We start from the raw sequence: 19,697 nt of genomic DNA, 5'->3' as shown, positions 1-19,697 counted from the left end.
GGTTTGGTTAAAGCTGTGTTAAAAATATTTAGATGCGTCAATCTACAACCTAGTTGAACTATGGATGAAGTTGATCTGCATCTGCTGCATTTTTACAGCATTCACCGTGTTTGAAAGGTCAATAGACACTATTCAAGGTATAAAAAAAGTTGTATTGCGCAACTTTAAAAACTACAGCAAAATCGGATTTTACTATAAAAGTTCAAAATTAATCTGATTTTATTACATGAATAAAACAACATCAATTTTTTTTGCATACAGCAAAGTCATTATATACCGTCTGTTATATGCGGGATAAAGTATTTCCTTGCTTTTTGGCCAAGTATGCCTTGAAAGACTTCGGCAATTAAGATTCAGGCAATTGATCAGGTGTTGGCTCACTATCCAATTGCTGTAAGCGTTGCAGCAATTCCTGTTTTTGTTCGGCAGTTAAATGGTTTTGAATCTGCTGCAAAATTTCAGCCGTGCCTAATTGTGTTGGGTTTTGTTCTTGTAGGCTGACGTCTTCTGTCGTGTGAGTGGTTTCTAGCACATCAGCATAAATTTCTGCAAACTGCGGTTGTAAACTTTGCCATGCGATGGGATGCAGCTGTTGATGTTCCAGTTTTAAACATTGAAAGCGTTCCGCTTGTTCCAAAAGTTCGCTGCGGTTGCCTGTGGCAATAATTTGTAAGCGCGGAAAAGCTTGATGTAAACGGGTCAGTATTTGTGCGGCCTGTTGTTGATCGAGCTGATGATCAATCTGGTCAATCAACAAAATACCATCTCCCTCGCGACACGGATACAAACTGTTTGGGTTTAGCAAACAGAGGCGACGTACAATATCGCCTACCAGAGCAATCCAGTTGCGCTGACTGTTCGACAATTGCTGATACAGCATATCTTTGCCCTGACAGCGCACCATGAGTTGTAATTTAGGCAGATGTTGTAGATATAGGTCTTCAATTTCAGGCAGCACGATTTGTAAGGCATCTTTCAGTGCTTGTAAACTCGGTGCATGCATTTGGGTATAGGCATGCAATAAGGACTGATTCAGGGTTTGTGCGAGTTCGCTTTGTTGTTGCTGATATAGCTTGTGTAAAAGCTGCGCACTTTGGGCATTTTCAATATCGGAAATTTCCCGCAACCATTCAAAAAAACGAGTAAATGTCGTGAATGGAATCGCAGCAATTTCGTAGGCATGTCCAGGTTGTAAAATCAGCGGATTATTTTTATTGAGTAAATTAACTTCATTCACGAAGCGTTCTGCAGGGTAGTAGGCAATCAGCGGTAGACCTTGCATCGGGTCATGTTTAATGGCGTGTTGATAGAGCTGCACCATTTTTTCAAGCTTGGCGGTTTCTGCTTTGCTTACTCCTACGCCGCTACTATTCAGGGTTTTATATAATTGCCAGTCACAATGTTGGGTGCTTTCAATTTGCGTGTTGCTTGATTCTGCCAAACTGCCTATTTCTGCTGGAATCTCCACACACACATCAATTTTTGCTTGTAAGCGCGTTTGCATAATATCTTGATCTTGCATGACCAAGCCCGCAGTGCGTAAATCTTTATAACGTGCAGCAAACCAGGTTAGTGCCTGATAACTAAAGCGTAATAGCGAAGTCTTCCCCGCACTTTGGTCTCCTAAAATAAGGGTGATGGGAAGATCGTGATAATTGAGTTCGAGTTTTAGGTCTGCAAAATGGGTGATGTGTCTGAAATGAACCGATGTAATTTTCATAGCGCACCTGCTGCAATTACCCCACCGCTTTGCGTAACGATGTCGGCATTTTTATTTTCAGTTGTTGTACCAAATCGTAAATATGATGAATATTTAAACTGACTTTAGCACGTGTGCATGCCACATACAGTAATCTTAATTCTTCATCGCTAATTTTATGCTCTTTGTCGTTCAGTTTAAATTGGTAGTCGTCTTCAATATGTACCCGATTCCATTCTAAACCTTTGGCTTTATGCGCTGTCGAAATAATATAGTCGGCTTGGTCAATTGGGGTGATTTTTGCCAACGCCCGTTTGAGTGGATTAGTACCATGATCATCCACCAGTTTGACCAAAGGTTTAATGTCGCTGCCATCGTTGGTTTCACAATATTCATGTACATCATGCCAAGAGTTAAACCATGCCAGTTCCGGAACGTCGGTCACACGTTTGCCTTGTTTGAGCATCGCGGCAGCATCCACAAAACGGTTTAAGCGCACATGGTCGGCTTGCAGACTGACTTTATCGCCATGCACTAAACCTGCCAGTAGCAGTTCCATGGCACGGGCGTTGGTACGGCATAAAATCGCATCACGCATTTTGGTATGCGGTTTGTTGACCACTTTGGAATGTAATTCTGGATTGCCCAAGAGTGGCACGGTTTCATTCAGCCCACCTAAAATGGCATTGGCGGTCAGGGCAATTTCTTCACCAAAACGGAACGATGTGGTCAGTCGTGATTCAGGCAAAGGTAATTGCTGCATGGCATTGATTGCACCACGCCAAGCATAGATTTGCTGATGCGCATCGCCCACATAAATCACTTGAGTATTACGTTGCTTGAGTAAAATGCCCAGCATGAGCGGGTCGGCATCTTGAGCTTCGTCAAACAGCACATAATCGGCAGGAATGTTGGGTTCAGACAAGGCCCAAAGTTTCAGATAAATATCGTGTCCAATGCCTGCCTGATGATTCGGGTCAATTGACTCCAACCAGCGTCGTTCTACCGCAGGATAAAGATGCTTTTGTAAGGTGTCGATGTCATCTGGATGCAACCAACTGGGTGCTTGTAAATGTCGTGGGGCAGGGTATTGCGAACTGGTCGAGCAGAAATGACTCACGGCATTGGCCACCAAACTGGCTAAACGACTTGGCATCAACACATATTTTTCATAGCGTCCGCCCATCATACGTCTAAGGGTAATCGGTTCTAAACGATACTCTTTGGCAATAAAACTTGGACTTAAACGGGGTAGGCGTAATTTGTCGGTGACTCCACGTGGAACGCTGCGATATGCAAGCGAGTGAAATGTACGACAATCGACCTGACGATGAAATTTACTTTGTGCTTCTGCGGCAATGGCTTTGTTAAATGCCAAGTACATGCCACGCCGTTCTGGCATGGCATCACTGATCATTTGTAAGGTCGTGGTTTTACCTGTACCTGCATAGGCAATCACTTTAAAAGATTTGCCCAGACGTGCATTATCTATAGCAGTGGCTTGCTCATAGGTCGGGCGAGGCTTGGTGATTACAGACACAGATCAGGGTTGGCTTTTCGCGTTAATGGCTACGGTTGGCTTTTTCAACCAAGCCTGATAAACCTTGACGACGAGCCAATTCATTCAGTACCACTTGCGGTTCAATATCGAAATAACCCAACATGACAATGCTGTGGAACCATAAATCGGCCACTTCATAAATCAGGTCATTTTTGTTGTTGGCATTGGCTTCGGTGTTGAAATCTTTGGCGGCAATAATTGCTTCCACGGTTTCTTCACCGACTTTTTCCAAAATTTTATTCAAGCCTTTATGGTATAGCTTGGCTACATAAGATGAGTCAGGATTAGCGGTTTTGCGCTCGCTCATCATTTGCCCTAAATAAGCCAAAACTTCAACCTGTTCAGCTTGTGCCTTTGATTGGCTCATGGCTAAGGTGTGAGCATTGGCGGCTTGTTCACCATAAATTTGATTCGGGTCTTTCAGCTGTGCATCTACAATTTCCCAACCATTGGCGGTGAGTTTGCGATAGAAACAAGATTCACGCCCTGTGTGGCAAGCAATTCCACCATGTTGTTCAATTTGCAGGATAATCACATCGGCATCGCAGTCCAGACGAATCTCGTGCACAGTTTGAAAGTGTCCAGATTCTTCACCCTTGTGCCACAATTTATTGCGTGAACGTGAAAAATACACCGCCTGATTTTTTTCGGCAGTCAGTGCCAAGGCTTCACGGTTCATCCACGCCACCATCAACACACGTCCTGTTTGATGATGCTGTGCAATGGCAGGCACTAATCCTTGTTCGTTAAATTTTACTTCATCGAGCCATTGCAAGTTATTCATGAGTTGTTCACCAAAATTAATTTAAATTGTATGGACGCTATTTTCTGAGCGCACGATTTTGCATCGTCCCTATAGTGTACGTGATTCAAGACAATTTACCTAAATTATCTTGCCAGATTTGTACTGTCAAAGCGTTTGCATAAATTGAGGGAAGTTTTGTTTTTCCACCATTTCCAGAAATTCATCGCCCAAACGCTGACTTTCTGCCACCGATTGTTTCCATAAGCGAATGCGCTGTGCCTGATCTAAACCTTTTAAGGTGAAGTCTTTACGATCGGGCAAACGGCCTAAAGGCAAGCTGCTTAAATATTCTGCCGAAGGTGATAGCAAGAGTGTCCGGGCCTGATTTTCAGGATTGGCTTTACGATGCTTCAACATTTTATCAAACCAGCCAGGGGTAATGCTGTCGGTAAAGTGTGGGTACAGCACAATGCCCTGACTTTGGTAAGGTAAATCTAGATGGTAGTCAATTAAGCCACCATCCCGATAACTGCCCACGGGCGCATCAGGAATGTCACGAATAGCAGACATCACCCCGGGAATAGACGCTGAGGCGAGCAGCCACGGTGCGACATTCTGCTCATTCAGGGCTTGGTAATGGGTGACAAAATCATCCTCTACCATAAACTGCTGACCTTGCGCAGGTTGGCTGATGACGCGTTGCATAAATAAGCGGTTATGTTTGCGCGCAATGGCATTGCTACCAATAATTCCAGCCACAGATGCTAGCAAAGGCAAGGCTTGGTCACTTTGGAAAATATGTTGAGCTTTGACGGAAATGACCGTGAGGTGATAGTCAGGATGCTGAATCAGTTGTTGTTGCTGTCCCTGAATCAGTTCAAACAGCATATTTTGACAAATCTCAGCGACTTCTTGGCGCGACATTTTTTTATGAAAATACAAGTTGGTATATAAATCGGACAGGCGTTCAGTGCCTTGTTTTGCGCCCCACGCCAAAATACTGGCAAAGCGCCAACTGCCAATTGAAGAACCGACCACAGTACGACGCTTTGGGGCTTGGGCAAAAAACTCGCCAAAAATAGCTTGGTCTAAGCCTTGAATGCCAATACCTTTGGGGCCGCCTGCTGCACCTGGAATAATATCGACGTGTTGGGCATGTAAGCCTTCTTGTTCAATCAGTTGGCGTGCCAGATGTCCTGCGCGAATACTGAGTGCAGGGGCACGTTTATGCAAAAGCTGAGTCATGCTTGATCTATAACGCTACAAATGTGCATTAATTGTAGGCGTGGTGATTTTTGCAACAATGGCGAGAGGCATCATTTGGTGACTGATGAGTCATGCGGTAGTTTTTAGGATGAGTTAGAGAAAATCAGCGTGATAAAAAAGCCTGCTTTAAAACAGGCTTTCTAATTTTTTTATCGTCTAATCAGTTTGTTATCAAGCAATGTGGCTTTATTTAGCTATACGCCAAATCGCCAAGAAACTTGCCAACGCGATTAAAACAATAGAGACATACCACGGTGCAATAATCGCAATGGAGAGGAAAATGGCCATAATGCTGCCAAAAATCCAGCTGCGTTTTTGCTGATGTTCCATTTGTAGACGCATGCTTTGTAATTCATGCAATTGTTTGGAATGCCAAGCCGATTGGTTTTTTAAACCATTTAAACTGTCAATCATTAAACTTGGTAAGTCTTGCGCACCCAGTAACAGGTCGGGAATTTGCTGCCCAATTTCTTTGACATTTTTGACTGGATTCATATTGGCTTTAATCCAATCCGTTAAAATTGGTTTTGCCAGTTTCCAGATATCCAGTTCTGGATATAAGTCTGTGCCCAAGCCTTCAACATGCACCAATGTTTTCAGGAGTAGCATCAATTGCGGTGGAATTTCCAAATGGAAACGACGTGCAATATCCATGACCTGAATCAGAATGCCTGCAAAGTCCAATTCGTGCATCGGTTTAGACACCATTGGCCCGACAGTACGGCGCATTTCACGGGCGAGAGCATCTTGATCTGTGCCCGGTGGAATCCAGCCAGCTTGGTGTACCACTTGAATCAGCTGCATAAAGTTGCTGTTCATCACCGCCAGCAACATACGTGCTACGGTCATTTGGTCATGCTTGGACAGCTCGCCCATAATCGCACAATCTAGCGCAATAAAACGCGGATTATTCGGATTGATGGTTTCCACAAAGACGTTGCCAGGATGCATATCGGCATGGAAAAAGTTGTCACGGAACACTTGGGTAAAGAAAATCGTGAGGCCTTTTTCTGCCAAATCGGCACGATTCATCCCCAAACGATCAAAGGTTGCCGTGTCGGAAATTGGCACACCTGTAATGCGCTCTGCCACCATCACATCTTTACTGTCCATATAGACTTCAGGCACGTACATCATGCTTGAGCCTGTAAAGTAGTGACGCATGCGGCGGGTGTTATCCGCTTCTAAGGTCAAATCCAGTTCGTTGAGAATAATTTGACGATAGTCCTGAATAATTTCAGATAAATGTAGAGCGCGTGCCGCTTCCAGACGTTTTTCCAGTGCTGCACCGAGCCATTCCAGAATTTCAAAATCTTGTAGAATTTGCTGGCGAATATCGGGACGGGTGACTTTAACGACGACTTCACGACCATCATGCAAGGCAGCGGTATGGACTTGCGCAATGGAGGCTGCTGCTAAAGGTTGCTCATCAAAACGGGCAAACAGGGTGTTGATGTCTGCCTTGAGCGATTGCTGAATTCGCATTTGTGCCACGTCAGAACCGAATGGTTTGACACGGTCTTGTAGCAACACCAATTGCTGTAAAACTTCAGGCGGAATCAGGTCACGACGCGTAGACAGCAATTGCCCAAGTTTAATTGCCAATGGTCCCATTTCTTCTAAAGCTTCTTTGAGCTTCAGCGGGTTTTTACGTTCTTTACTAGACCAAGCCGCAGGGTGCATGCGAATAAAACTGAGCGCATGACGTGCCTTTTCTGGTAGTTCTTCCGCAGGAAACAACGTGTCGAGTCTATAGTGCGCGGCAATGCGCCAAAGTTCGAGTAAACGTGAAACGTGCGGAATCATAAAGACTTATTCCCTAGGGTTGAGTGGAGTTTAAGGTGTCAGAAGCGGTATCTGGCTGTGCATCAAGCTGCGCTTGTAGCTGTTGAATTTTGGCTTCGGCGCGGTCTAAATTTTGTTGAAAAATGCGCGTGTCTTGTTGTAAGTCATCCATTTGCCAGCGTGGGGCAAATAGACCACTGTCTTCTTTTAGGGCATCTTCAGCAAAGAACAAATGGCTGTGTAGACTGCGTTTTAAATGCTTGGGTGCAAGCTGAATTTTGCCAACTTCATGAGCCAAAGCAGGACCAATCCAAGGGCTTAAATGTGCGGCCAAGTCTAGTTCAGCCTGCTGCATAATGCGCTGAATATCTTGTAAAAGATGATAGTCACCTTGTAGGGGAATATTGCCCACTTCATCGGATAGCAACAGTTTGAGCAATTGCACCACATTTTTAACATGCAAAGTGGTCGTTGCGGGGCTGATATTTTGCGCTTGATCAAACGGGCGTTGCTCAAAAATAGAAGGCTGCTCGCTGTGACCTGTTGCAGTAGGTTCTAAACGAACTTTGTTGTCATCAAAAAAGACATCTACAGAAAGCTGTGGCGAATCGAGCACCACACGCAACATTTTGCCGTGTAGTTGGTTGAGCTGGATGCGAGTAATCGCATCCAAATCAATAACATGATGAATCAGTTTCTCAACTGCACCAAGGGCGAGAATTGACCACATTGCGGTACGCCTTAGAGTTTAAAACCACGGTGAACGGCAACAATACCACCAGTCAGGTTGTGGTAATCACAGTTTTGGAAGCCTGCCTGTTCCATCATGCCTTTTAAAGTGCGTTGATCTGGGTGCATACGAATAGATTCAGCCAAGTATTTGTAGCTTTCTGAGTCGTTTGCGACAATTTTACCCATCAATGGCAATGCTGTGAATGAATATAAATCGTAGAGTTTTGAGAACGGTTCAAATACTGGTTTTGAAAATTCTAAAATCAATAAACGACCACCCGGCTTGAGTACGCGGTACATCGCTGCCAAAGCTGCATCTTTATCGGTCACGTTACGTAAACCAAATGAAATAGTCAGTAAGTCAAAGCTGTTGTCTTCAAATGGTTCTAAAGTTTCGGCATTCGCCAACACGAAATCGACATTGGTACAGCCTGCATCAATTAGACGGTCACGGCCAACATTCAGCATAGATTCGTTAATATCTGACAGTACCACATGACCTGTAGGGCCAACTTCACGGCTAAAGACTTTGGCTAAGTCACCCGTACCGCCTGCAATGTCCAGTACGCGCTGACCACGACGTACACCTGACATATTAATCGCAAAGCGTTTCCATAAGCGGTGAATACCAAATGACATTAAGTCGTTCATAATGTCGTATTTGCTTGCAACCGAGTGGAAGACTTCTGCGACTTTCTGGGCTTTATCTTCACTGCTGACGGTTTGGTAGCCGAAGTGTGTGGTTGCACCGACATTGCCTGTGTTGGCACCGCGCGGCAAATTATATTTTGGCACTGAACCCGTAACAGGTGTATTCGTTAATTTTTGTTCTAAAGATTGTTGCTGACCTTGTGGAGCGCCTTGCGGTAGAGGTTCGGTTAAGAATGGACTCACTTTGTCTGTTGGTTGTGCCGACTCGGGAGTAGCGGTAGGCGTTTGATTTTCATTCGACATTGGAGTCACTCCTCAGGATAAAAAGGCTTAAGGCTGCAGTGTATGCATGATGACAGATTCTAAGCACTTGTACAGTAATCATCATGCAATTGTTATGAATAATATACAGAAAAAACCAAAGATAGCGTAAGTGTGCTGAATAAGTGTTGGTTATTTCACACATTGGGATTATGAAAATGGATGTAAATCACCTGCATGTACTTTGGCAATAATTTCCCGTTCTGTGGTAGTAAATTGCTTCACAAATTTCTCTGCGGACTTTAATGGTTTCATGGCTAAAAAGCCATCTTGCATAAACTCATACATAATTTGAAAACTGTATTTTTGCGCCGCGCCTTTACACATTTTAAAAGCGGTATAGACCACAAAAGAGCGCATATATTTATCTAGGTTTTTACCCAGTTCATCCAACATATTTAATTGTTTTAAGCGTGCTTCGCCCTGATCGAGCTTTAAATAAGTCAGACGCATCATCTCATCATTTAAAGGCATATTTTCAGGATAGTCCTGTAGCAATTGTATCGCGACTTGTTCATCTAACTGCACTGCCAAAATCGCCAGACTTACCCCAGAAGTCCCTGTTTTTATTGCATTTTCAGGGATGATTTTTTCAGCTTTGTGTGCATATTTCAGTAGGCGAGCAATTTGACCTGCCAAAGCGTCAAAATCTGGACCGCCATATAAGCGGTTTAAAAAATATTCAGCCATCAAGACATTGTGCTTTTCGGCAAACTGTGTGGCATGGGTGCGTTGCATACGCTGTTTTTGCCATGCTTGAACATCTTGTAAGCGTTGAAAAAGCATAGGATTTTTATGATATTTAAATTGATAATACAGTTCTAACAGCTCATCTAAAGCAGCAAGTTTAGACATAGGGTGTCTCATTATTGAGTTGAATGGGCAAATCTTAATGTGAGTTTGATCTCGTCGCTATGACAAATTACACAGAATTCCAAACGGCAAAGGTCAGTGTGTGAGATTAATCTACAAAAATACGCGAAAAGTTGTTAAAAAATGGGTCGATATTCGTATACTGATCAAAGTCTGTCGCTCATTCTAATATCGTAAATATAGACGAATGATCAGCAGAGCTTAAATAACACAACAATAGGGTAGATGATGTCACAAGCACATACTGAATTTAAACTCATGGAAGAAGAACAACTTTCAGTCGAGCTAATTGAAGCCCAATATGCTTTAAAAAATACCAAAGGTGAAAAAAATGCCAAAAGTTTGCTGATTTTAGTGAGCGGCATTGAATTGGCGGGGAAAGGAGAGTCGGTCAAACAACTTAGGGAATGGGTCGATCCGCGTTATTTAAGGGTAAAAGCCGATGCGCCACACCCGTTTAATCCCAAACAGACACTTTGGCAGCCTTATGCACGTTTTATTCCTGCCGAAGGTCAAATTATGGTGATGTTTGGCAATTGGTATAGTGACTTATTAAGCACAGCCATGCATGTGTCTAAAAAAATTGATGACACCATGTTTGATAACTATGTCGAAAAAATGCGTGCCTATGAAGAAGACTTAAAAAATAACCATGTGGATGTCATTAAAATCTGGTTCGATTTATCGTGGAAATCACTACAAAAACGACTAGATGATATGGAACCGAGCGAAGTGCATTGGCATAAATTGCACGGCTTGGATTGGCGCAATAAAAAGCAATATGACAGCTTGCAAAAGCTGCGCCAACGCTTTACCGATGACTGGATTATGATTGATTGCGAAGATGAAACCATCCGCGATCAACAATTTGCACAGCATATTTTACGTGCTTTAGAGCATTGTCCTGTGCATCCGACCAGTTCGGGCATCACTTGGCAAGCTGCAGAAATTCCAGAAGTTTTGCTTAATCCTGTATCTGAATCGGTCAATGAGGATGACTATAAAGCAGAGTTAAAGAAACTCACGAAAAAAGTGGCAGATGCACTGCGTTTAGATAACCGTAATGTCAGCATTGTTTTTGAAGGAATGGACGCAGCAGGCAAAGGCGGCGCGATTAAACGGATTGTAAAAAAACTGGATCCGCGTGAATACGAAATTTACACCATTAGTGCACCTGAAGCCTTTGAAATCAGTCGTCCTTATTTGTGGCGTTTTTGGACGAAAATTCTGCCTGAAGAAAAAATCAATATTTTTGACCGTTCTTGGTATGGGCGGGTATTGGTAGAACGTGTAGAAGGTTTGATTAGCCCACTGGAATGGCAGCGTTCTTATGACGAAATCAACCGTTTTGAAAAAGACTTAAATGATCATCAAACTGTCGTCATCAAATTTTGGTTAGCCATTAGTAAAGATGAGCAGGAGCTGCGTTTTAAAGCACGTCAGGAAACCGCACATAAGCGTTTTAAAATTACAGATGAAGACTGGCGCAACCGTAGCCGTTGGGATGATTATTTGGTGGCAGCGGCAGATATGCTGCAACGTACCAGTACCGAATATGCACCGTGGCACATCATTCCGAGTAATGACAAAAATGCAGCACGTTTGGAAATTTTAAGAACCATCTTGAAACAACTCAAGGCAGAATAATCTGCCTCGAGGATGCAAAGACTGCGTGTTAAGTTAGCTGAATTTGAGCCTGTTTAGTTTAAAAATTAAGCATTCACAACTTTGGCTTGTTTAAGCTGAATGCTTTTTGCCAGTTTATAGCTTTCTTCAACATGCGTTTCGGCAATTTTTTTCATAATAAAATAACCCAAACCTGCTGCCACCATTTGTCCACCCAATGGAATAAACTTGGTGACTTGTTTGGTGATGTACTTGGCTGCGACATTATTCAGGGATTTTTTTACTGCAGTACGCGCCACGACTAAGCCTGAAAATTCCACACCGCGTTTACGCAATTCGCTCCAGTGGACTTTTCGGGTTTCAGGATCATACACGCTGACTTGCTCAGGAGATAAGCCAAAACGTGCATTAATTTCTGGAATCAGTTGCGACAAGATGCCCACATCAATGACAACGTCTAAGAACGGCACAGGAATGATGGCTGCACCTGCAGAAAAATAGGCACGTTTTTTGACCAGTTCTAGGCATTCTGCACGAATCATTTCCAAGTCTAGGCTTGGATCAATACTGTCTGGAATTGTCTCTCTTTTTATCATAAGTACAACCTTAAAATGGCGGATAATCGTATGCTGTTTGGTAAATTAAACCACTTTATTCAAAGCACTTTTTGAATAAAGTAGGCAATAAAAGTATGCTTGTAAAGTGTCATACACCGTTGTAAGTGTATAGCCAATAATCTTTATTCTTTTGTTGTGCTTGAGGCAAATGATAGATCAACGGCCTTCTAGTACATTTAATACATTCTTATTCAAAATAAATTAAAGGATACCTTATGGCGATTCATGTCATACAAAGCCAACGTATAGAAGTTTTAGTCAATGAAATGCTGAAAACCATACGTCAACCGACATCGAATCCGCTTCAGGTGCTACAAACCCAGCATTTTATTGTGCCTTCAGTGGCAGTAGAAAAGTGGCTGACGGAAAAAATAGCCGAGCAAAAAGGCATTAGTGCCAATACTGAATTTCATCATCGTATTCGTGCCTTTCAATGGGCCGCTTATCAGGCAGTTTTAGACGATAAAGATCGGGTGCGTCAGGCAAATATTCCGCGTATTGTGATGCAATGGCGTGTGTTTTATGACTTACAACCGTGGATACAACACGAACAAAACCCACTTCCTGCCGAGCATGCTTTACATCGTTTGATTCAGCGAATTTATGACAGCGCAGAGCAATTGTCACAGGGTTTAGAAAAGCAGCTCAAAAAGCAAAACATGCTGTATTGGGTGGCAGATAAAGTTTCACGTTTATTTAGCAATTACATGGTTTATCGTGGTTTTTGCCAAAAAGGCTGCGAGGGTGTCTGCCAATGTCAAAGCAATTGGTTAGCGGTTTGGGGACAGCAGAAACGCCTGAACTTAAAGCAGCAAATTTATATCCCTAAAAACTTTGAGAGCGAAGAAGAAAAACAAGCGGCATTGGAAATAGCCGCATTTACTCAAGCGCAAGCCGAAGAATTAGAGCAATGGCAAAGTTGGTTGTGGTTGCATATTTTTCATGCAGATTTTGAAAAAATGCAGGAGATTGATCTGCAATTTTGGCAAGCTTTGGGCGAGCCTGAAAATCCAAATTCGTGTATTAACAAATTACCCAAACAGTTGGTGATTTTTACCTTATTGGATTTGCCGCCAAGTCAGTTGCTGTTTATCCGCCGTTTGGCGCAGTATATGGATATTTTTATTCTGCATTACAACCCATCGCAAGAATATTGGGCAGACATGGTCGATCCTAAGTGGAAATTAAACATGGATGCGCGAATCAAAAGTCGTTTTATTCGTGAGATGGAAAGTCAAAATAAAACCGTAAGTGATGATGATATTGCTGCATATATCAAAAAATATAATGGCGAATTTAATGCCGATATGCGCGAGTCACATCATCCTTTGCTGACACGCTTTGGTAAACAGGCACGTGATCACTTTTCTTTATTGGCGGCGTTGTCAAGTGGTGATGAAGGCGAGTGGTATGATCTTTTCCCTGAAGAAGAGCCGCAGCATTTACTGGGTAAAATTCAATCGGATGTATTGAATTTGGTTGAGCCAGTCGCGCAGGCGTATGACTTAGATCCTGCCGATGAGTCATTGCAAATTCATGTGTGTCATTCAAGTTTACGTCAGCTTGAGGTACTTAAAGATCGTTTAATTGCATGGCTAGGGCAAGATGACAGCCGCCAAGCCAGTGATATTTTGGTATTGAGTCCGAAACTCAAAGAACAAGAATCTTTAATTCGCAGCGTATTTGCTGCACCGCCAAGTGAACGTGATCTCTATCAGAAAGGACAACAAAAATCACAGCAGAATCAAGCCGCTTTAGGGCATCAACTCAGTCAAGATAGTGTGTATTTGCCTATTCAAATTGCAGGCATCAGCTCTTTAGACATTCATAATGCTTGGCGTGCGGTGGTTGGGCGTATAGCGCTAGTACAAGGACGTTTTAGCTTTGAGGAGTTTGGCGACTGGTTGAGTTTGGCTGCCACACAACAGCGTTATGCCTTGAATTTAAACAATATTGAGCGCATGAATGAGTTGTTGGCCAATGCAGGTTTTAAACGTGGTTTAGATGCCGAGCATTTAAAACGCAGCCTGAGTGCAGATGATCAAGATTATCGGTTCAGCTTAAAGTTTGCTTTAGATCGTTTGGCTTTGGGCGTTGCAGTGCCAGAGCATTGCGTGGTTCAGCACACTTTAAGTTATGCCGATGTGCAAAGTAGCGATTTTGAATTGATTTTTAAACTGGTTCAAATTTATCAGGATTTTGCACAGCGCCGTGATTGGCTAATTCAGCATGAATTGGGGCAAGCCAAAACGGTGGAATATTGGCTTAAACAACTGATGCAAGACCTGAGTGAGTTTCAGGATGCAGGGGTAGATGTGTTGGCATCGGTGTTTAGTTTGGTGCAAAAACATGACCGTATGCTGACCTTAGCCAGTTATTTTGATGTGCAGTCGGGTCAAGATTTGCGTCATTTAAGCTTACCGCTGGATTATATTCTGCAAGAAATTTCAGCCCAGCTCGAAACCCAACTCGAACAAGCCAGTCCATCGGGCGCCATTACCTTTAGCCAAATTGGTGCAATTCGTCCACTGCCGTATAAGCTGATTGTGATGCTGAATTTGGACAATGGCGTGTTCCCAAGTCGTGACCAGCAATTGGCTTTTGATTTGATGCAATTATTAAAACCACAACTGGGAGATCGTTCACGCATTGAGGATGATCAAGGGGCATTTTTAGATAGTTTATTGTTGGCGCAAGACAGTGTTTGGTTATTTTATAACGGTTTTGATGTCAGTGATGGCGAGGTGCGCGATCCATCCGTGGTGGTGCAGGAATTTGTGCAGCATTTGGAGTTGATTGTGAAACATCCCGATGAAGCTAGCGATTCACGCTTAAATTTGAATGGTGTCGAGATTCCCGCACAATTGAAATCTCTTTATCACTTACATAGTTTGCAACCTTTTGATCAACTGCGTTTTGCCGAAAGCCGTGAAGTTCGCTTTAAAGATCAATGGTATCGGGTTGCCAAACAAATGCAGCAAGAAACCACACCACGCGAAGCATGGTTTGGTGAATATCCATTATTGCCACAAGACGTGGTGGTACTCGACAGTATGCAATGGATTCGAGATGTATGTTTCCCTGCACGTGCCTATTTAAAAGCGATTGGAGTCGAAAATTTACAATCCGACACTGCTGCAATGAACCACGAGCCGCTGATTTTAAATGGCTTGGAAAAATATAGTGTGCGTGATTTTTTACTGCAACATGGCGAGCAAGATGCAGAAAGCTTGTTGCAAGATACCTTGCCTGTGGGTAAAACCTTAAATGCCACGTTTCAAACGGGACTGCAAGAACAGCAATATTTACGTGACACACTCCAGCAATTTGCAGACGAGGCAACCACAACAACGCAACAGCTTTGGAAAATGAATCCGCATCTGCATATCCGTATTCAAGTGCCTGAACAGCCGACAAAGCTTTGGTGTAGCGTGGTGGCAGCGAGTGCCAGACCAAGAAAATATGCCGAAGTGTGGTTGGAATATTTGTTTTGGGTGGCCTATCAGAACACAGAACATCAAGATTTAGAGCGGATTGTGGTGTGTAAAGATGCGGTGATTCATTTTGCCAATATCAATGCACAGCAAGCACACGAGTATTTAGCCCAGTGGTTTGAGTTCTGGAAACACGCACAGCAATATCCTGTGTTATTGCCTGCGGCTTTGGTTTTAAAAATGAAAGATAAAAAAGAATTTGAAATCCAATGGGATGAAGCTCAGTCCGATCAGGTTTTGAACATGGAAAGCTTCGTAAAACATTGGCATGACGGTGCTAGGAGGAGCTTTATTGATGAAAGTGAGAAAAATCACCCAGACTGGTCATTTATTTTTCAAGACAGTGAAACTGAACCGTTGTTGATTGAGGCATTTCAGCAATATAGCCATCGACTGTATCAGCCCATCATTGAAAATTATGAATCTGCGAAAAATCTTCAAAAACAAGGGGAATCTGCGTGAACTCATCTAGCCCATTCCCAATTTGTTATGACCCAATTCATGAGATGCAATTTAAAGGCTTGCATTGGATTGAAGCATCGGCAGGTACAGGAAAAACCTATACTTTATCTAGTTTGATGGTGCGGATTTTCCTGAAAGATTATTTGCCTAATCAAGTGATTGCGACCACATTTACCCGTGCCGCCGCAGCCGAGCTAAAAAGTCGTATTCGTGCACGCTTGCTTGAAACCCAACAATATATCGACCAGTGTTTAAATCAGTCTTTAGATCAACGCGCCCTTGCAGAGAAAATTGCACAACTACAAGATCCTTTACTCAAAAATGTTCTGCAGGAATATCGCTTAAAACTGGACTATGCCAGTTCACGTTTGAACTTGGTGATTGCACAACTCGATGAATTATTTGTCGGAACGCTGGATAGCTTTAGCCAAAAATTATTGCGTGAATTTTCCTTTGAAAGCGGCAAAATTGAGCGCGCCAATATTACCGACCAAGCATCGGTCTATACTGAACAATTGCTGCATGATGTGCTGCGTGAATGGATTCAAGCACAGCCTCAGCATGTTGTGGACTATATGCTGTTATGTGGGCGGTTGAAATCTGCAGCAGACTATGAGGGGTTGGTCAATACCAGTTTGAATTTTGCATCGGCAGAGATTCAGGGCATAGATCAGGGACAATTGGATGTACAAGATTTAGCAGAGGCGTTGCAGAATTTAGCCAGTATCACCATCCCGCAAATTGAAGAATTAAAAGAATATTATGATGGTGAATATAGTTTTAATTTTTCCCATTATGTCGCGGGGAGTGACAAGAAGGGGTTGCAGCCACTATTTACAGAAGCTTTGCCAAAACTGATTGAAAAAATTAAGCATAATCCTTTAGAACATTATTTTAATTCACACCTTGCTGAATTGTTTAATGCGGTCTTTGCACTATATTTGAATCAAGACGGTAAGCTCAGAAAATCTATTTTTAACAAAGCGAAAGCGCCATGTACGCAAGAGGTGCAAGATGCTTTTTTTGATCATCCTGTAATCCGAAAAATTAAAGCAGTTGTGGATGCCAAACTTAATTTTGAGCGTCAAATTGAATTGGTGGAGACCAATTTAAAATTCTATTTGGTACAACACGTCAAACAGCGTTTACCGCAACTTTTACAGCAAAAAGGGGAAACCACTTTTTCCCAACAAATTCGCAGTTTAGCTGAAGCTTTGCAGGGAGAACGTGGGCAGCGTTTTGCACAGTTTGTGCATACGCGTTATCCACTGATTTTGGTGGATGAATTTCAGGATACCAACCAAGATCAAGATGACATGCTGGCACAAATTTGGCGCAATCCAAAGTGGTATGCGCGTGGTTGTATGATTATGGTGGGCGATCCTAAGCAGGCGATTTATGGTTTCCGCGGTGGTGATATGCTGACCTATAACAATGCCCGCGATGATGTGCTGAAAAAACAAGGTCGCATTTACTCGCTCAGACAAAATCATCGTTCAGTGAAAGAGCTGGTCAGTGTGGTGGATGAGTTATTTCAACGCCAACCCGCTTTTGGTGAAAAAGTGATTTATGATCCTGTCATTGCAGGTTCACGTCCTCATCCTGCCTTAATGGATCGGCAACAGGTCAATCCCGCACCGCTGCGTTGGGTAACGGTGGAACATGATCAGGATGAGTCCATTCAAATTGCACGAAAAATTCGCGAGTTATTAAATCAAGGCATTGCAGGCGATTTATATTTTGATCACTCTTCAGGCAAAGTCGCTTTACAAGCCGATGATATTGCCATTTTATCGACCAGTCATCAAAAGCTTGATCAAGCCCAATACGAGCTTGAACGGATTGGAATTCAGGTCAATAGAAGTAGCCAGCGCAGTGTTTTTACAGGCTTTTTGGCCAAAGATGTGGCAGCAATTTTAACTGCAATTTTACATCCTTATGATGAAGCCAAGGTCAAGCGCGCCTTACTGACACGTTTATTGGGTTATAACCTGCAACAGTTGATTGAACTTGAGCAACAAGGTTTAGGTCAGTTTATTTATGACTTCGACTGCATTCGTGAAATGTGGGTCAATAAAGGCTTTTTAACCGCATGGAATTACTGCCTAAACTTATTTAAAGTTTGGGAAAATTTGGTGGCGAAACGCAGTTTTGACAATGAACGGCATGTGGTGAATTTACGTCATTTGACTGAATTGCTGAGTCGTCAAAGTGAACGCCATCAAGGGGCTTACATGCTGTATTACTGGTATTTACAGCAAGTTGAATCACCTGCCAAACGCGATTGGGAAATTGAGAGGAAACTTTCTAATGCGGCAGGGGTGAAACTGATGACCATTCACCAGTCCAAAGGCTTAGAGTTTAAAGTGGTCTTTTTGATGTCGGCAGATCAGCCGCCCAAATCTGACAAGTCTGCTTTGGTGTTTGCAACGCAGGAAGCGCAAGGCATTGAGCAACGTGTCATTGCTATTAAACATAAAGACATAGATGCCACAGCAACGCAGCAGCACAGTGAGCGCCGTTTGGCAGAGTTGAATCGGCTTTGGTATGTGGCACTCACCCGCGCCAGTTATCGGGTCTATGCGATGCTAAAACAGCCTACGCCTGCAAAAGAAGGTAAAAAAGAGGCTGCACCAAAATCTGCTGGTTTAAATGTTTGGCGTTTACAAGCGCCAAGTTCAGCAGAAATTGCAGCAGCGTGGAGCTGTGATGAAGCACCTCTGACACAATTGGCGGCAGCATTACAACTCGAACAAGTGCAAGAAATTAAGATTGAAGCCGCAGATTTTCCGCAGCGTCGTTTTTATCCACGGACCAAAACCAGTTTTAGTGGCTTGGCACAACATTTACCTGCCGCCATGCGTAGCGATACTTTGGCATTGGCAAGCGAGGAGCAGGCTGCCGCTGCCGATGAAATCAATCAGGAACCTGTCGAAGCGGAACAGGAAATTGTACAGGTGGCTCAACCGATTGCATGGATCAAAGCTAATTTTCAGCGTGGTACTCAAGCGGGGAGTTTTTTACATAAACTCTTTGAATACATCGACTTTAAAGCCAGTTATAACGACATTTTAGAAGAAGTCAAACGTCGTTTTCATAACGACAAAGAGTTTAATTCCGATGTGTTATTGGCAGACTTGATGGCAAAACTCGACACTGCCAAAGGCAGCGCGACTGTGCAGGAAGCAGATATTTTTGCGCACATGACCGAGTGGCTGAAGGATGTGTTGAATACTCCTTTGCACGATACTTTCCAGCTTTCCGCCTTATCTACTGCACATTATTTATCAGAGTTTCCATTCTATTTGGCGTTGGCAGATCAGCGCTTATTTATTCAAGCAATTCAGCAATTGTTTGAAGATGCGGGACATCCTATTCAAGATTTAAATGAAGCCGCTACTGCGCGTTATCTGACAGGCTCAATTGACTTGGTTTATTTTGATGGGCAGTGTTATCACATTGCCGACTATAAGAGTAATTATTTGGGTGCCGATCAGCGCGATTATGAAAAAACCAACCTTGAACACAACATGACCCAATCGAGTTATTGGTTACAAGCGGCCTTGTATTTGGTGGCGTTGCACCGTTATTTGGGCAGTCGTTTGCAAGATTATGATATTCGGCAACATTTGGGTGGAGCCAGTTATTTGTATTTGCGTGGTATGCAGGGGCAAGCAGGGCAAGGGGTTTGTCATTGGCGGCCAGATGCGGAATTTATTCTGCAACTAGATCAAATATTGGGTTACTTTGAACTTAAAAAATAACGCTAAGTCAGCTTATCGACTTAATAAAACAATTGCTTATCCTGTGGATAACTTTGAGGATAACTGTGTGGAAAACAAGCATATTCACTTAAATTCAGCTC

General features: G+C 43.0%; 12 protein-coding genes. 3 read left to right on the top strand and 9 right to left on the bottom strand.

From position 1 onward, the window contains the following. Window positions 1-346: 346 nt before the first annotated feature. From E0H79_RS05555 to E0H79_RS05520, 8 genes are all read right to left on the bottom strand, one after another. The gene (locus E0H79_RS05555; protein WP_131261097.1) at window positions 347-1,720 is read right to left on the bottom strand and encodes an AAA family ATPase; all 1,374 of its coding nucleotides are present in this window, start codon (window positions 1,718-1,720) and stop codon (window positions 347-349) included. Window positions 1,721-1,736: 16 nt separating this feature from the next. After that, complete coding sequence (locus E0H79_RS05550) at window positions 1,737-3,239, bottom strand: UvrD-helicase domain-containing protein (protein WP_004975892.1); 1,503 nt, start codon at window positions 3,237-3,239, stop codon at window positions 1,737-1,739. 22 nt (window positions 3,240-3,261) lie between these two features. Beyond that, entirely contained in the window at window positions 3,262-4,044 is a 783-nt protein-coding gene (hisIE, locus tag E0H79_RS05545; protein WP_004975893.1) for a bifunctional phosphoribosyl-AMP cyclohydrolase/phosphoribosyl-ATP diphosphatase HisIE, read from the bottom strand. Window positions 4,045-4,170: 126 nt separating this feature from the next. Next, complete coding sequence (locus tag E0H79_RS05540) at window positions 4,171-5,250, bottom strand: patatin-like phospholipase family protein (protein WP_131261096.1); 1,080 nt, start codon at window positions 5,248-5,250, stop codon at window positions 4,171-4,173. Window positions 5,251-5,457: 207 nt separating this feature from the next. Beyond that, window positions 5,458-7,077, bottom strand: a complete 1,620-nt coding sequence (locus E0H79_RS05535) for an ABC1 kinase family protein (protein ID WP_096901336.1) — start codon at window positions 7,075-7,077, stop codon at window positions 5,458-5,460. A 13-nt stretch (window positions 7,078-7,090) separates the two neighbouring features. Further along, window positions 7,091-7,786 (bottom strand): ubiquinone biosynthesis accessory factor UbiJ, encoded by a 696-nt coding sequence (locus E0H79_RS05530; protein WP_004975904.1) that lies wholly within the window; start codon window positions 7,784-7,786, stop codon window positions 7,091-7,093. Window positions 7,787-7,797: 11 nt separating this feature from the next. Further along, the gene (gene ubiE, locus E0H79_RS05525) at window positions 7,798-8,742 is read right to left on the bottom strand and encodes a bifunctional demethylmenaquinone methyltransferase/2-methoxy-6-polyprenyl-1,4-benzoquinol methylase UbiE (RefSeq protein ID WP_131261095.1); all 945 of its coding nucleotides are present in this window, start codon (window positions 8,740-8,742) and stop codon (window positions 7,798-7,800) included. Between the two features lie 168 nt (window positions 8,743-8,910). Beyond that, complete coding sequence (locus E0H79_RS05520) at window positions 8,911-9,615, bottom strand: FFLEELY motif protein (protein ID WP_004975910.1); 705 nt, start codon at window positions 9,613-9,615, stop codon at window positions 8,911-8,913. Between the two features lie 246 nt (window positions 9,616-9,861). Between E0H79_RS05520 and E0H79_RS05515 the strand changes: the two genes are divergently transcribed. Then, entirely contained in the window at window positions 9,862-11,280 is a 1,419-nt protein-coding gene (locus tag E0H79_RS05515; protein WP_131261094.1) for a phosphate--AMP phosphotransferase, read from the top strand. 65 nt (window positions 11,281-11,345) lie between these two features. On the opposite strand, the gene E0H79_RS05510 is transcribed toward E0H79_RS05515, so the two are convergent. Next, a complete protein-coding gene (locus E0H79_RS05510; RefSeq protein WP_218944916.1) occupies window positions 11,346-11,855 on the bottom strand; it encodes a hypothetical protein in 510 nt (169 codons plus the stop codon). A gap of 236 nt (window positions 11,856-12,091) precedes the next feature. Between E0H79_RS05510 and E0H79_RS05505 the strand changes: the two genes are divergently transcribed. Continuing rightward, window positions 12,092-15,832 carry an exodeoxyribonuclease V subunit gamma gene (locus E0H79_RS05505; protein WP_131261093.1) on the top strand — a complete coding sequence of 1,247 codons (3,741 nt, stop codon included), beginning with the start codon at window positions 12,092-12,094 and terminating at the stop codon, window positions 15,830-15,832. Window positions 15,833-15,876: 44 nt separating this feature from the next. Beyond that, window positions 15,877-19,596, top strand: coding sequence for a UvrD-helicase domain-containing protein (locus tag E0H79_RS05500; RefSeq protein WP_131261104.1), 3,720 nt, complete (start codon window positions 15,877-15,879; stop codon window positions 19,594-19,596). Window positions 19,597-19,697: the final 101 nt, after the last annotated feature.

The organism is Acinetobacter sp. ANC 5045, from assembly GCF_004331005.1.
GTDB classification, from domain to species: Bacteria; Pseudomonadota; Gammaproteobacteria; order Pseudomonadales; family Moraxellaceae; genus Acinetobacter; species Acinetobacter towneri.
The sequence above is the reverse complement of the archived record's forward strand: the minus strand, read 5'-3'. Positions and strand labels throughout refer to the sequence as shown.